Source organism: Acinetobacter sp. AOR12_HL (assembly GCF_027855275.1).
In the GTDB taxonomy this organism is placed as follows: domain Bacteria; phylum Pseudomonadota; class Gammaproteobacteria; order Pseudomonadales; family Moraxellaceae; genus Acinetobacter; species Acinetobacter baumannii.
In genome coordinates, this window is the sequence record NZ_JAKTIJ010000005.1 from 102787 (window position 1) to 117237 (window position 14451).

14 protein-coding genes are annotated in these 14451 nt (G+C 40.1%); 10 read left to right on the forward strand and 4 right to left on the reverse strand.

Annotated elements, in window-relative coordinates:
* Positions 1–55 precede the first annotated feature (55 nt).
* Entirely contained in the window at positions 56–2284 is a 2229-nt protein-coding gene (locus MKL36_RS01555) for a primosomal protein N' (RefSeq protein WP_021511370.1), read from the reverse strand.
* Positions 2285–2432: 148 nt separating this feature from the next.
* On the opposite strand from MKL36_RS01555, the gene gspF reads away from it, so the two are divergent.
* The 4 genes from gspF (at position 2433) to MKL36_RS01575 (ending at position 5337) form a co-directional block, all read left to right on the forward strand.
* On the forward strand, positions 2433–3638 hold the full coding sequence (gspF, locus tag MKL36_RS01560) for a type II secretion system inner membrane protein GspF (RefSeq protein ID WP_001112089.1): 1206 nt from the start codon (positions 2433–2435) through the stop codon (positions 3636–3638).
* A 23-nt stretch (positions 3639–3661) separates the two neighbouring features.
* Entirely contained in the window at positions 3662–4243 is a 582-nt protein-coding gene (gene gspG, locus MKL36_RS01565) for a type II secretion system major pseudopilin GspG (RefSeq protein WP_000865310.1), read from the forward strand.
* A gap of 266 nt (positions 4244–4509) precedes the next feature.
* Positions 4510–4854, forward strand: a complete 345-nt coding sequence (locus tag MKL36_RS01570) for a hypothetical protein (RefSeq protein ID WP_000643174.1) — start codon at positions 4510–4512, stop codon at positions 4852–4854.
* 144 nt (positions 4855–4998) lie between these two features.
* Positions 4999–5337 (forward strand): tRNA-binding protein, encoded by a 339-nt coding sequence (locus MKL36_RS01575; protein WP_000434938.1) that lies wholly within the window; start codon positions 4999–5001, stop codon positions 5335–5337.
* Between the two features lies 1 nt (position 5338).
* Here the strand turns inward: MKL36_RS01575 and lnt are convergent, their stop codons facing one another.
* Complete coding sequence (lnt, locus tag MKL36_RS01580) at positions 5339–6898, reverse strand: apolipoprotein N-acyltransferase (protein WP_021511369.1); 1560 nt, start codon at positions 6896–6898, stop codon at positions 5339–5341.
* Positions 6895–7734, reverse strand: a complete 840-nt coding sequence (locus tag MKL36_RS01585; RefSeq protein ID WP_001154809.1) for an HlyC/CorC family transporter — start codon at positions 7732–7734, stop codon at positions 6895–6897. Before MKL36_RS01585 ends, lnt begins: the two co-directional genes overlap by 4 nt.
* Positions 7735–7918: 184 nt before the next feature.
* On the opposite strand from MKL36_RS01585, the gene tusA reads away from it, so the two are divergent.
* Positions 7919–8176 (forward strand): sulfurtransferase TusA, encoded by a 258-nt coding sequence (gene tusA / locus MKL36_RS01590; RefSeq protein WP_000003406.1) that lies wholly within the window; start codon positions 7919–7921, stop codon positions 8174–8176.
* A 144-nt stretch (positions 8177–8320) separates the two neighbouring features.
* Positions 8321–8701: a hypothetical protein gene (locus MKL36_RS01595; protein WP_021511368.1), complete on the forward strand. Its 381-nt coding sequence runs from the start codon at positions 8321–8323 to the stop codon at positions 8699–8701.
* A gap of 86 nt (positions 8702–8787) precedes the next feature.
* Here MKL36_RS01595 and MKL36_RS01600 read toward each other — a convergent pair whose 3' ends face one another.
* Complete coding sequence (locus MKL36_RS01600; protein ID WP_000400008.1) at positions 8788–10500, reverse strand: electron transfer flavoprotein-ubiquinone oxidoreductase; 1713 nt, start codon at positions 10498–10500, stop codon at positions 8788–8790.
* A 186-nt stretch (positions 10501–10686) separates the two neighbouring features.
* Between MKL36_RS01600 and MKL36_RS01605 the strand changes: the two genes are divergently transcribed.
* The 4 genes from MKL36_RS01605 to hemH all read left to right on the forward strand — a co-directional run bounded on the left by MKL36_RS01605 (position 10687) and on the right by hemH (position 14428).
* Positions 10687–11298: a DUF1285 domain-containing protein gene (locus MKL36_RS01605; RefSeq protein WP_000248028.1), complete on the forward strand. Its 612-nt coding sequence runs from the start codon at positions 10687–10689 to the stop codon at positions 11296–11298.
* A 48-nt stretch (positions 11299–11346) separates the two neighbouring features.
* Positions 11347–12213, forward strand: coding sequence for a glutamate racemase (murI, locus tag MKL36_RS01610; RefSeq protein ID WP_021511367.1), 867 nt, complete (start codon positions 11347–11349; stop codon positions 12211–12213).
* Positions 12214–12333: 120 nt separating this feature from the next.
* The gene (locus MKL36_RS01615) at positions 12334–13338 is read left to right on the forward strand and encodes a DUF4062 domain-containing protein (protein ID WP_021511366.1); all 1005 of its coding nucleotides are present in this window, start codon (positions 12334–12336) and stop codon (positions 13336–13338) included.
* Between the two features lie 73 nt (positions 13339–13411).
* Positions 13412–14428, forward strand: a complete 1017-nt coding sequence (hemH, locus tag MKL36_RS01620) for a ferrochelatase (protein ID WP_000007335.1) — start codon at positions 13412–13414, stop codon at positions 14426–14428.
* Positions 14429–14451 lie beyond the last annotated feature (23 nt).

Consider the following 14451-nt stretch of genomic DNA (forward strand, 5'->3'; position numbering starts at 1 on the left):
TCTTTTTTAAGTGTAAAGGGAAAAAGTGTTCTTCACACCATGATATTCAAATCATCTAACTAAATTCTTGCGGGTCAACATCAATTGAGAGTCTGAGTTGATGCTGTCTAGGCGCATGAACCAATTGAGCCCACCATTGTCTTAAGTAAAAATGCAGACGAGCGCGGTCAGCAGACAAAATCACCATATGTGCGCGGTAACGTCCCGCTTTACGTTCCATTGGTGCTGGAATTGGCCCCCAGATATCAACAATACCACCTGCTATTTGGCGAAGTTGCTCGGCAGCTTCATTTAAAAAATGCAAGGTATAGTCACGATCTTTCGATTCAGCGCGTATAAGTACGGCATAGCGATAAGGCGGCAGTAATGCAACTTTACGCTCAGCCAATGTTTGTTTCGCGACTGCCCGATAATCTTTTTCGATGAGTGTGGTGAGTAAAGGATGATCTGGCCTTAAGGTTTGTAAATAAACATGACCTTTATGTTCTCCACGACCTGCACGACCAGCCACTTGTACAATCAATTGAGCAGTACGCTCTGGCGCTCGAATATCGACACTCAATAAACCTGCATCAATGTCTAAAATAGCAACCAAGGTCACATGCGGAAAATGGTGACCTTTTGCCAACATTTGCGTACCGAGCAAAATCGAAGGTTTATTTTGCTGAATGCGATCATAAATTTTTTGCCAGCTACCGACTCGGCTGGTACTGTCACGATCGACCCGAATCACATCATGATCTGGAAATAATTCTTGTAAATGCTCTTCAACCTTGGCTGTGCCAGCACCTAAAGTTTTGAGGCTCTTTTGCTCACACTTAGGGCAGTGGTCTGGCAAGCGATGAACTGTGCCACAGTGGTGACAATGTAAGTAAGAGTAGGGCTGAGTGTGCAACGTAAAATGTGCATCACAATGAGGACAATTCGCTTGCCAACCACAACTTTCACAGACTAGAACAGGTGCATAACCACGTCGATTTAAAAAAATTAAAACTTGTTCTTTTCTTGCTAAGGTATTTTTAATCTGTTCGATTAAAGGCTGACTAATACCATGCTGTTTTTTGACAATTTTAAGATCAATCAAATGCATTTTTGGTAAAAGCGCATGGCCTGCACGTTGGTTCAGCTGAAGCGCAGTTAACTTGCCAGTTTCGACTAAGTAATAACTGTCAATGCTTGGGGTTGCCGAACCTAAAAGAACAGGACAGCCTTGTAAATGTCCTCGATAAAGCGCGACATCACGAGCATGGTAACGGAAACCTTCTTGTTGTTTATAAGACAGGTCGTGTTCTTCATCTAAAATGATCAGGCCCAAACGTGGCAGCGGGGTATAAATGGCTGAACGTGTTCCTAAAATAATAGAGGCCTTTCCAGTCTGTGCTTGTTGCCAGGCTTGTAGGCGTTTAGAGTCATTTAACCCCGAATGTAATAAAGCAATGTCGCAGTTAAAACGAGACTTAAAGCGCGAAATAGTTTGAGGGGTTAAACCAATTTCAGGAACTAACACCAGTACTTGCTTACCTTGCTTTAGCACTTCGTGCATGATGTGCAGGTAAACTTCAGTTTTACCACTTCCTGTTAAACCATCTAATAAAAAGGCTTGATATTGATGCTGCGCATTAAGGACGTGCTGGGTGGCCTTCTTTTGGTCTTCATTGAGCGTGAGTGGCATTTGCGCCAATTGCACAGGGGCTGGGCTAAAGTCATGAGGCTCAAGCGTACAGTCTACGAGACCTTTCTTTTGCAATGCTTTAAGTGTGGCAGTTTCTACACCACTTAAATTGAGAATATTTTCAGTGGTTCCGGCAGGATGTAATTTTAAAATTTGATAAGCGTCTTGCTGTTTGATTGAACGTTTTAGTAAAGCTTCGGCATTATCACATGGAATGATTTTCCATAGATGAAATAAAACATCCATGGGTTTGCCCTGACGCAATAACGCAGGTAAAGCAGTCTGCATCACCTCACCAATCGGGAATTGGTAATATTGTGCTGACCATGTCAATAAATTTAAAACTTGTTCATCTAAAATAGGCTCATCATCTAAAAGTTCAGAAATGGCCTTAAGCTGAAAGTGACCTGTAAATGATTCTTGTAGGTCAACTTTTTCAGTAATGATACCAATCAGGTTTTGCCGTCCAAATGAAATTGCGACGCGTGAACCTACTTGAGCCCGTTCATATTGTGCTTTGGTGAGTGTATAGTCAAAAGTGTCGTACAGATGCACAGGTACGGCAACACGCACACGATAAACAACTGAATCAGGCTTTGGCGTTATGGTCATAGAGGCTCATTTCGTCAATTTTAAAAAACGGCATAGCGTCGTGAAGAGGACTTGGGTATTCTACACAGGCTATAGAATGAATATGAATGATTGCGTAGCATAGATGCAACAGCAGCGACTATTATTTTTGGAAAATTAGAACATTACCATGCCTGCATATCAATTTACTGCTATTGATGCTTCAGGGAAGCAGCAAAAGGGGGTGCTTGAAGGAGACTCGGCACGTCAGATTCGCCAACAATTACGCGATAAAGCATGGACTCCGATTAGCGTTGACCCGGTTGAACAAAAAGATAAGCATCAAAGCCACGGATTATTCCAAAAAAAGTTTAGTGCTTACGATTTGGCGCTCATGACCAGACAGCTTTCGGTTTTGGTTGCTGCTGCAATTCCTTTAGAAGAAGCTCTCCGCGCCGTGAGCAGACAAAGTGAAAAAGCACATGTGCAAAATCTTTTACTCTCAGTTCGTTCAAAAGTATTGGAAGGACATTCACTTGCACAAGGGATGCAACAGTCCGGGCGTTTTCCTGACCTTTATATTGCTACTGTTGCCGCAGGTGAGCGTTCGGGGCATTTAGATCTCATTTTAGATCAGCTATCAGACTACACCGAGAACCGTTTTGCCATGCAAAAGAAAGTTCAAGGTGCCATGATTTACCCAATCATTTTAATGCTGATGTCTTTCGGTATTGTGATGGGATTAATGACTTATGTGGTCCCAGAGATTGTAAAAACCTTCGATCAAAGCAAAGATGCCTTACCATGGATTACAGTTGCTTTAATGAAAGCGAGTGATTTTATCCGTCATGCATGGGTATTTATTATTCTTTTTGCAATTGTAGGGGTGGTAGCTTTTGTCCGTTTTTTAAAAACTACTGCGGGACATTATGCTTTTGATCGATTAACACTCAAATTGCCATTATTCGGTAAACTATCACGTGGTATTAATGCTGCGCGCTTTGCCAGTACTTTATCTATTTTGACTCGTTCAGGCGTGCCATTGGTAGATGCCTTAAAGATTGGTGCTGCTGTGACCAATAACTGGGTCATCCGTGATTCAATTTCCCAAGCGGCTGAACGTGTTACCGAAGGCGGTAACCTCGGTACGCAACTGGAGCGCAGTGGTTATTTCCCACCAATGATGGTACAAATGATTCGAAGTGGTGAGGCATCAGGTGAGCTTGACCGTATGCTTGAACGTGCGTCGACCATGCAAGACCGCGAGGTGACGACATTTATTTCAACCTTATTGGCATTACTTGAACCGCTAATGCTAGTTTTAATGGCAAGCATCGTACTGGTTATTGTAATTGCGGTTATGCTGCCAATCGTAAATATGAACAATATGATTTAATAACTTTGATATTAGAGATAATGATGAAAGTAAAAAATATTCAAAGCGAAACAGCGATGAAACAACATAGTGAATCTGTGGTTTCAAATCAGTTTGAACCAACGTGCCATTCCGAGCATAGCTCTGTATCAGATGTTTGCTCTTCAAGTGCTTTCGGACTTGCGACACGTTCGAGCCGTGCTCGAATGAAACGTGCCTCAGGCTTTACCCTTATTGAAGTTATGGTCGTGATTGTAATCTTAGGCGTGTTGGCTGCTTTAATCGTACCGAACGTCATGGGCCGTAGTGAAAAAGCTAAAATTGATACGACTCAAATTACTTTGAAAGGGGTAGCGGGTGCCTTAGATCAATACAAGCTCGATAATGGGCATTTCCCAACCATGCAAGAAGGTGGTTTAGATGCGCTTATTAATCAACCTGCTACAGCAAAAAACTGGATGCCGGGTGGTTATGTGAAAGGTGGTTATCCTAAAGATAGCTGGAAAAATGATATCCAATATGTCGTACCTGGAAAAGACGGCCATCCTTTTGATCTATATTCATTTGGCGCAGATGGTAAAGAAGGTGGTGAAGGTAACGATGCCGATATTTATTATCAGCCTTAATTAAAATGTAAGAGAGATTATCGATTCGGTTAATAAGATAAAACAATAATCCGAATTGATAATCTTTCTTAATCATAAAAATATAATAATGCATTGAAAATAAAGTAAAAAAGTTAATATCTAGATTTGAGATTTAAAATAAGAATTATTCCCATATTTAATAGTTACAAGAAAGTTAAAATATAAGAGAAAATAAGCTATATATTTAAATAAAAGCTTTGCATAATAAATAAAAAGCACTTTATTCAATGAATGGGAGAGATTAAATGAAAGCATTTCTCGTACTTGATGAGCTGAATCAGTTTCATTGGGCGATGCTTAAATCTGTCCTATTGATTTTAGCATTATTACCTATTGCTGAAGTTTCATTAAAGCTATGGTTGAGTACTGAGGGAAGTAGCCAAATCATGATTGGTTTCTTTGCCTTAAGTATTGTAAGCGCTTGGTTAATGGTGAGCTTCTTTACCGCATTAAAAACGAGTGTATGGCAAACTAAACAGATGGCTTCTAAATACGAACAATTGCTTTTTAAAGCTTATCGTTATGTGCCGATGGTTTTTTTATCCAGTTTAGTTGCTTATTTATCTTTGCAATTATCGATTGCTTTTTAATCTTATTTTAAAACAGAATTTTTAAATAAAACGTAGACTCAACATCTACGTTTTATTTTTTAACTGGACTTAAAACAGGGTGTTTCTTCATTTGTACATATTATATGCTTCAAATCAGCAATTTAAGAAGATGAGAAATATGAAATGGAACAAATCGAGTGGAATGACTTTTTAAAAGTAGAACTGCGCGTTGGTAAAATTATTCAAGCTGAGGTTTTTGAAAAGGCGCGAAAACCTGCCTATATTTTGCATGTAGATTTTGGTGAAGAATTGGGTGTACGTAAATCGAGTGCACAGATTACTAAACTTTATCAACCGCAGGATTTGATTGGTAAATTAGTTGTTGCGGTAGTGAATTTCCCTAAGAAACAAATTGGTCCTATCCAATCGGAATGTTTGGTAACAGGGTTTCATAATGCAGATGGGGATGTAGCACTTTGTATCCCAGAGTTTGAAGTGCCTCTGGGTACAAAGTTATTATAATTTAGCGACGTGATTTGTAAGACACATCTACTTTACGTGGACGATAAATCCAACCTAAAACCAGCAGTAATACTGCAAATCCTAAAATTGGATAATCACCTAGACGGTTATAGAGAGTTTGACCTTGCATGGCTGGTAAATCGCCTCTCAAGACAAACTCTTTATCAATCGGTGCTTGTTCGGTGATATGACCATTTTGATCAATAAACGCTGTTACACCTGTGTTGGTTGCACGAATAAACCAGCGACCATTTTCTTTCGCACGCATCTGCACCATTTGTAAATGTTGCCATGGGCCAGCTGTTCCAGTAAACCAAGCATCGTTAGATACAGTCACCAAAAAGTCGCTGTCTTCTGCATTACGACGTGTCAGGTTCGGATATGCCACTTCATAACAAATTGCAGCCGCAAGCGCGTGCCCTTTAATTAAAAGTGGTTTCTGATCACTCTCACCACGTGTAAAACCGCTCATGCTAATATCATTTTGCATGGCTGGTAAAACCCAAGAAAGCAAACCTGACAGCGGAATATATTCACCAAAAGGAACAAGGCGCTGCTTTTTATAAAGGCCGCTTGAATCGCTGCCAGAGGCCATAATACTGTTGTAATACAGCGGGCTACTAACTTGATGCGATTTCGCTACATCCCAATAAGGTATGCCGGTTACCCAAGCGGTATGGTTCTTTTTAGCTTGTGCATCCATTGCATCCAAAAACGGTTCAATGTCGGTTTGGAAGAGTGGAATTGAAGACTCAGGCCATACAATGAGGTCACGGCCCCATTCAGATTGAGTCAAACCAGCATAAATTTCTAATGTTCTAACTTGATATTCGGTTAGCCATTTTAAATCTTGTGGAATGTTACCTTGAATGAGCGAAACGCTAAGCGGTTTAGCCGCTTTAGGTTGTACAAACTGAATATATGATGCTCCCCATGCACCTAAAACTAACAGGGCAGCAGGGATAACCCAGAAAATACGCTTACGTAGAACTTCAACTAAAGCACATGCTAATACAATGACTACAAAGGAAATTGCATAAATACCAAATAGCGGCGCATAACCATCGAGTAAACGTTCAGTAAAAGCATAACCTACAAACAGCCAAGGGAAACCGGTAAATACCCAAGTTTTAGCCCACTCAAAAATAATCCAGAGAGGGGCGAAAGTCAGCGGTGTTTCAGGGAAGAAGCGTCGATAAACCCATGTCTGAAATGCTGTAAATAAGCCCATTACAAGGGCCATAACAGCAATCATACATACGCTTAGAAAAGCATTGGTATCGCCATATACATGGATCGACGTATAGAGCCAGAAAGCCCCTACAAACCATAAACCAAAACCATAACTCCAGCCAATTGCAAATGCTTGTTTGGCTGAGCGGTTATGCAATGTCGCATAGAGTAGGGCTGGAGACAAAATTGCCAGCCACCACCAATAATAAGGTGCCAGTGCAAAACTGAACACGGCACCTGAAAATAAAGCAATGAGCAATGGAAAAATTAAAGGAAGCTGTTTTTGTTGTTGCGAAGAATCTAACAGCTTTTCAAAGTATGCTCTCATTGACGTACAGCTCGAATCAGATGAATAGTGCGGGCATCTGCTTCAACAATCGTAAATAACCAATTTCCAAGCTCAACAGTCTGACCTTGTAAATCACTAACTAGACCAATTTCTTGAAGCAATAAACCACCGACAGTTTCTACTTCATCGTCAGAAAAATCAGCATCTAAAACAGTGTTGAAGTGTTCAATTGGTGTAAGTGCCTGCACCATCCATGCATTCGCTATTGTATGGTCGTTATCTGGAACAATGTACTGTGCATCTTCATCCGCAGTATCATGTTCGTCTTCAATTTCACCAACGATCTCTTCAAGAATATCTTCAAGCGTGACCAGTCCCGCTGTTGATCCATATTCATCAATCACAATCGCGATATGGGTCTGGGTATGCTTAAGCATACGAAGAACTTGATCTGAACGTGCGCTTTCAGGCACAAATAATGGCTGACGCATGAGCGAGCCAATATCTAATTTAGTATTTGGTTCAGTCAAAAATGGTAGTAAATCTTTTGCCAGTAAAATACCAACAACATTATCAGGCTGGTCAGCTGAGAAAACTGGAAAACGTGAGTGAGCAGACTCAACCAATACGTGAAGAATATCAAGTAACTGATCATCTTCTTGCATACTGATCATTGCTGTTCGTGGCGTCATGACTTCACGAATTTTTGTAGCAGGAAGGTCAAGAACACCTTCAAGCATGGCAACAGTATCAGGTTCTAAAAAACGACGTGAATTTTGGACTAGTTTTAATAATTCATCTCGGGTTTCTGGCGCTGTACCTAACCACTTTCGTAAGCCTCGCATTCCCCACGACGGACTCGGTTCCTCTTGCATGATCTTTCCTAAAGACTCAATGTATCAAATGAATACACTGATCATACCGAAGAAAAAGCCCTTATGCATCTATAAAACAAAGTAAAAGACAAAACACATATTGTTATGTAAACGCCAGTTACAGTTCATAAGACAGTGATGGGTTTATGCTAAAATGTGAAAATTCTATTTGTTCGAGTTTGTTATGTCAGAACAACCTATTTCACCTACTGTACAACTTAATACGCGTGGTTTACGTTGTCCGGAACCTGTCATGATGCTGCATCAGGCGATTCGCAAAGCAAAATCAGGAGATGTTGTTGAAGTGTTGGCGACTGACCCTTCGACTTCTTGGGATATCCCTAAGTTTTGTATGCATTTGGGACATGAACTCCTATTAAAAGAAGAAGTTCTAGATGAGCAGAACCATAAAGAATACCGTTATCTGGTACAAAAAGGATAGAACAACAAAAAATAGAATAGAGCTTCTACCCACACATATTAGAAGCTCTATTAGAAATTAATTTTTAATTTAAAATGATAATATTTTTCAAATAAGAATCGTTATATAATTCTAAAAACTAAATATTTAGATGCCTTTATAAAAATGAATGATTATTTTGTGAAACGAAGCTTATTTATTTTTCTTTGGTTTTTCTTAATAGCTGGTTTATTACATCTAGAAACTCCTTGGCTATCTGAAACTGTTACTATCATTATTATATTTATTCTTATAATTTTGGGTTCCATTCTACTAGGCTATAGAAATACATATTTTGCTCCTCAACCTAAATTTAAAATGAGTCTGATTTTACATACAAGTTTCATGGGGCTTATGTTAATTATTGATTTATTATTTGGTAAATCAGTTTGGTACTTCGATTTAGCGCGAAACTTTGGTTTTCTCGGTTTATTTTTATTAGGCACATTTATTTTCTACAAAAGGAATCTTAATTTAAACGTAGCGAAAATACCTCCTTTTGAATAAGCGGATTCCAATAAAAAAAGCCCCGAATAATCGGGGCTTTTTGTTACATCTTAGGATATGAGCCGCAGCTAAAGCGGCGCAAGGAATTACATGTTAGGGTAATTCGGACCACCACCACCCTCAGGTGTTACCCAAGTAATATTTTGAGATGGGTCTTTAATATCACAGGTCTTACAGTGAACACAGTTTGCTGCGTTAATCTGGAAGCGTTTAGAGCCGTCATCATTTTCCATGATTTCGTAAACACCTGCAGGGCAATAGCGCTGAGCAGGCTCATCCCATTTCGGTAAGTTCACATTTACTGGAATTGAAGGATCAGTAAGCTTCAAGTGAGCTGGCTGGTTTTCTTCGTGTACAGTGTTTGAAATAAACACAGAAGATAAACGGTCAAATGTCAGTTTGCCATCTGGTTTTGGATAAGTTGGCTTGAAGCTCGTTGCATCAACAGTTTTCAATACAGCGAAGTCTTGTTTCAAGTCATGTAAAGTGAATGGCACTTTAAAGACGTTTTGGTCAATAAAGTTAAATGCACCACCAATCCATTGCCCAAATTTATGCATTGCAGGGCCAAAGTTACGAGCATTATAAAGCTCTTCTTTTAACCAGCTGTTGTTAAATTTGTCTGTGTAAGAAGTTAATTCTTTAACGAATAAATCTTCGCCTTCGGTTACACGAGCAACCGCAAGATCACCACCTTTTTCAACTCCGGCAGCAATTGCTTCAAATACAGCTTCACCACATAACATGCCTGATTTCATGGCAGTGTGTGAGCCTTTGATTTTCGCAAAGTTTAAGAAGCCTGCATCATCACCAATTAAGCAACCACCCGGGAAAGTCAATTTAGGCAAAGAGTTGAAACCGCCTTTCACTACAGCACGTGCGCCGTAAGAAATACGTTTACCACCTTCTAAATACTGTTTGATGAGTGGGTGAGTTTTCCAGCGCTGCATTTCCATGAATGGATACATGTGTGGATTTTCATAAGATAAGTCCACAATCATACCCAAAGTCACTTGATTGTTTTCAGCGTGGTATAACCACCAACCACCAGAAGAACCAGTTTCAGACAATGGCCAACCAGCACCGTGCATCACTAGACCAGGTTTATGTTTTGCTGGGTCAATTTCCCAAAGTTCTTTAATCCCGATCCCGTAATGTTGTGGATCTGCATCTTTATCAAGATTATATTTTGCAATTAGGCGTTTACCTAAGTGGCCACGGCAGCCTTCAGCAAAGAGAGTGTATTTAGCGTGAAGTTCATAACCCGGAGTAAAGTTATGTGTAGGCTCGCCATCTTTACCAATACCCATGTCACCAGTTTGAATACCTTTTACAGTACCATCTTCATGGTAAAGCACTTCAGACGCAGCAAAGCCAGGGAAGATAGAAACTTCTAATTCTTCAGCTTTTTGACCTAACCAGCGAACAACGTTACCTAGCGAGATAACATAGTTCCCGTCATTGTGCATGGTTTTAGGAACCATCCAGTGAGGTGCTTCTTTAGAGGTAGTTTCTGAAAGCAAAAAGAATGTTTTGTCTTCAGTTACAGGTACGTTAAGAGGCGCGCCTTCTTCTTTCCAGTTCGGGAAAAGTTCATTAATAGCACGCGGTTCAAGTACAGCACCAGATAAGATATGCGCACCTACTTCAGAGCCTTTTTCAACTACACAAACTGAAAGATCGGGTAAGTTATTTTCAATCGCTAATTGACGGATCTTAATCGCAGCAGATAGACCTGCAGGTCCTGCACCTACGATGACAACGTCAAACTCCATCGATTCACGTTCGATGTGTTCCATGTAGGACTCCTCAATACTTAAAGGTGGCAACCGTAATGTCAGATCATCCGGTGCTGCCGTGAGTGTTTTAATCCATAGGCGCAAATATGCTATTGTGCCTTTTATCGTTTGGGCTAGTATAGTTTTAAACCATGATCTAGCCAATTGGCTGAGTCGTCATATTTTTTCGTCAGCAAGGCATAAACTATGGTAAATCAAAATAATTCCCCATCGGATATGGGAAAAATACCGTTATCTGATGATAAAAACTTAATGAACATTGCACAATACTTAAAAGGTGTACAGCAAAGTCACAAAAGGTCAATCCCACCTTTAGAGCAATGGCATCCAAAGCATTGCGGTAAAATGGATTTAACGGTGAAAGCCAATGGAGAATGGTGGCACGAAGGTCAATTAATCAAGCGCCAAGCCCTATTGGATTTGTTTACCAAAGTCCTATGGAAAGAAGAGGGTAAATTCTACCTGAAAACCCCTGTAGAACAAATTGAAATCGAAGTTGAAGATGAACCTTTATTAGTCAATCAGGTAGATCAGATTGAAATTTCAGGTGATGAGTTTCTACAACTGACGACGACTAATCAGGATGTGATTTTAGTTGATGCAGAACACCCGATTTTTATGCGGGAATATGCAGGGGAGTTGCGCCCTTATGTCCATGTTCGATTTGGTATTAATGCGCTTATTCAACGTCAGGCTTTCTATCATCTCGTGAACTATGGAACACTGGTCGAAAATGATAAAGGCGAAACCATTTTGCAGTTAAAAAGTGGTAATTTGCACTTGCAATTAGGCACTTGAGGTTTAAGCTTTATAGAGTGAAATTTTCCGACACTCTCTAGTACTGCCATGACAGCCATACAGCCTTTATTTACTGAATTAGAACCTATGCCTAAAGCATTAGCAGATGCCCCAATTGGTATTTTTGATTCAGGTATTGGAGGTATGTCGGTTGCAGCAGAAATTGCCAAATATTTGCCAAACGAACGTATTGTGTATTATGCAGATACAGCCTATGTTCCGTATGGTCCTCGCTCTGATGAAGAAATCAGAGAGCTAACGGCTCGTGCCGTCGACTGGTTATATCGTCAGGGTTGTAAAATTGCGGTCGTAGCTTGTAATACGGCTTCCGCATTTAGCCTTGATCATTTACGAGAACATTATGGCGAACACTTCCCGATTGTTGGCTTGGTACCGGCACTAAAACCTGCAGTATTACAAACTCGTTCTAAAGTGGTTGCAGTATTGGCGACACCAGCTACTTTTCGTGGACAACTCATTAAGGATGTTGTCGAAAAGTTTGCTGTTCCAGCGGGTGTTAAAGTGATGACTCTAACGAGTTTAGAGCTTGTCCCTTGTGTAGAAGCAGGGCAGCAAATGAGCCCTGCTTGTTTAAATGCATTAAGAGAAGTTTTACAACCTGCAGTTGAGCAAGGCGCGGACTATTTGGTACTTGGTTGTACGCACTATCCTTTTTTAAATGAAGCCATTCATTATCTTTTTGATAACCAATTCACACTGGTTGATTCGGGATTGGCAGTTGCCCGACAAACAGCCCGTATTTTAATAAAAAATGAGTTATTATGTGACCAAACGCGTCAGAATGTTGCACGTATTGAATGTTATGTAAGTGGTAATAATGCAGATGCATTACAACCTGTTTTACAAAATATGATTCCACAAGAATTGACATGGACGCTGCACAATCTGAGTTGAGCTCTACTGTAAGCATTCAGAAGAAAGCGTTTTTTTATATTTATTTTTCTTATTTGGGGCGGTTCATAATCTTGGCTGATTCAGGCCATATCAAGATTATGGGACGATAAGGGTATTGCTATGCTCGATACACGCTATCAGATTTTTATTTCAACCTCAGGTCGCGAGATGCAACCTGAGCGTATGGTTCTTTCCCAAACTTTAGTCAATATGGGATTTTTTGCTTGGGGGTTAGAATATAGAAATCCTCTAACAACGACGCTTGCCCGTCGGCAAATTGATGAGTCGGATTATGTTGTTTTGCTGCTGGGTAGTCAGTATGGGGAGCAATCAATTTCAGGGGCGAGTTATTTTTCTTTAGAGTATGAATATGCATTAAGTCGCGCGAAGCCCATTGTCGTTTTTATGCATGAACAACCTGAAAGTCGTGATATACATTTACAAGAGGCCCATCCGCAGCTTAAAGAGAAATTTCTGGCATTCCGAAAAAAGTTATTACATGAAGCGAATCATATTTTTTATTTTCAAAGCCCACGTGATTTAGAACTTGCTGTCCGTTTAAATATGCCTTTAATGGTTGAACAGTATATGGGGCAAGGTTGGGTGCCTGCACGCCAAGCGCATCATTTGGAAGATGAAATTAACCGATTAAAAAGTAAAGTTTTACAATTAGAACAACAGTTATCAGAGTCATCAATTCAAGCAAATGAAGTGGCACCGCAAGATGTTTTTGCTTTTGAATATCAAATTCAGGCTTTTCAAGATGGCAACTTTAAAGAGCTTAAGCGCCAGAGACAAATGACTTGGTCTCAACTGTTAAGTATTTTGGCTAAACATTTTGAGACAGCCATGCCAGAAGAGAACTTTGGGACTTGCCTCAATGAGTATTTAAATCAGGACGGGTTAGAAGACGCTCGCCAAGAGTTGCCTAGAGCACATGCAGTGGCAGGTGCACAAATTAATCATAAAGCCCTGTTTCGTATTAAAAAGCAAATGCAATCACAAGGATGGATTGTTCCAACCAAGATTGATCAACAACATAGTTTATGGAAAGTAACGACCAAAGCCCAAAAGCTCTTGCTCAGTTATAAATGGAATCATCGGAGTACTCGATTAAAAGCTTAGAGCGATTCAATTTAGATATGACCATGAAAGCTGTTACATTAGTGTCATAAGATGAACTGAAAGGCATTTACACATGTCGTTTGAACAAAAACCGAAAGTTACTGTCATTTTAGCGAATTTAGGCACACCGGATGAGGCAACTGTCCCAGCGGTGCGCCGTTTTTTAAAGCAGTTTTTATCTGATCCACGTGTAATTGAAATTCCAAAATTCATTTGGTGGATTATTTTAAATCTGTTTGTTTTGCCTTTTCGCCCAAAAAGAGTAGCGCATGCCTATGCTTCGGTATGGTCTACCGATTCACCAATGCGTGAAATTGTATTTGAGCAAACTCAACGTGTGCAGGCTTATTTAGAGCGTGAAAATAAACAGTTTGATTTAACTGTGTTGCCCGCTATGACTTATGGTAATCCGGGTATTGATGCAGTTTTAGAAAAATTGTCGGCTCATCCACAAGAGCATGTCATTTTACTGCCTTTATTTCCCCAATATTCTGCGACATCGACTGCTCCATTATATGATGCTTTTGCTAAGTGGATTCCTACTCAGCGAAATTTGCCGGGTCTGACCATTATTAAAGATTATTATCAACATCCAATGTTTATTCAGGCGTTGGCAGAAAGTGTTCTAGCTTACCAAGAGCAACATGGCAAACCTGAAAAGCTGTTGATGTCATTTCATGGTATTCCACAGCCTTATGCAGATAAAGGCGACCCTTATGCAGACCGTTGTCGTATTACCGCAAAGTTAGTCGCTGAAGCTTTACATTTAAAAGATGATGAATGGGCAATTAGTTTCCAATCACGTTTTGGCAAACAAGAATGGGTGAAACCTTATACTGATCAACTTTTACAAGATTGGGCGAAGCAGGGCGTTAAGTCTGTTCAGGTCTTAAGCCCAGCTTTTTCTGCTGACTGTTTAGAAACGCTTGAAGAGCTCGCTATTCAAAATGCTGAGTTATTTCAGCAAGCTGGTGGTGGTAGCTATGCTTACATCCCTGCTTTAAACAGTGATCAAGCGCATATTGATTTGCTTGCAGGTTTAGTTCAGGCTAATCTTGATGCCCTTACCCATACCTTAGCCCACCGTTAATTGCGTTTTAGCCAGAGGTTTTT

Bases quoted from the DNA above. Each gene is read 5' to 3' on its own strand.
- MKL36_RS01600 (WP_000400008.1), bottom strand. From the start codon at position 10,500: ATGGAACACATCGAACGTGAATCGATGGAGTTTGACGTTGTCATCGTA.
- tusA (WP_000003406.1), top strand. From the start codon at position 7,919: ATGTCAGAACAACCTATTTCACCTACTGTACAACTTAATACGCGTGGT.
- MKL36_RS01575 (WP_000434938.1), top strand. From the start codon at position 4,999: ATGGAACAAATCGAGTGGAATGACTTTTTAAAAGTAGAACTGCGCGTT.
- MKL36_RS01585 (WP_001154809.1), bottom strand. From the start codon at position 7,734: ATGCAAGAGGAACCGAGTCCGTCGTGGGGAATGCGAGGCTTACGAAAG.
- MKL36_RS01570 (WP_000643174.1), top strand. From the start codon at position 4,510: ATGAAAGCATTTCTCGTACTTGATGAGCTGAATCAGTTTCATTGGGCG.
- murI (WP_021511367.1), top strand. From the start codon at position 11,347: ATGACAGCCATACAGCCTTTATTTACTGAATTAGAACCTATGCCTAAA.
- MKL36_RS01615 (WP_021511366.1), top strand. From the start codon at position 12,334: ATGCTCGATACACGCTATCAGATTTTTATTTCAACCTCAGGTCGCGAG.
- MKL36_RS01555 (WP_021511370.1), bottom strand. From the start codon at position 2,284: ATGACCATAACGCCAAAGCCTGATTCAGTTGTTTATCGTGTGCGTGTT.
- lnt (WP_021511369.1), bottom strand. From the start codon at position 6,898: ATGAGAGCATACTTTGAAAAGCTGTTAGATTCTTCGCAACAACAAAAA.
- MKL36_RS01605 (WP_000248028.1), top strand. From the start codon at position 10,687: ATGGTAAATCAAAATAATTCCCCATCGGATATGGGAAAAATACCGTTA.
- hemH (WP_000007335.1), top strand. From the start codon at position 13,412: ATGTCGTTTGAACAAAAACCGAAAGTTACTGTCATTTTAGCGAATTTA.
- gspG (WP_000865310.1), top strand. From the start codon at position 3,662: ATGAAAGTAAAAAATATTCAAAGCGAAACAGCGATGAAACAACATAGT.
- MKL36_RS01595 (WP_021511368.1), top strand. From the start codon at position 8,321: ATGAATGATTATTTTGTGAAACGAAGCTTATTTATTTTTCTTTGGTTT.
- gspF (WP_001112089.1), top strand. From the start codon at position 2,433: ATGCCTGCATATCAATTTACTGCTATTGATGCTTCAGGGAAGCAGCAA.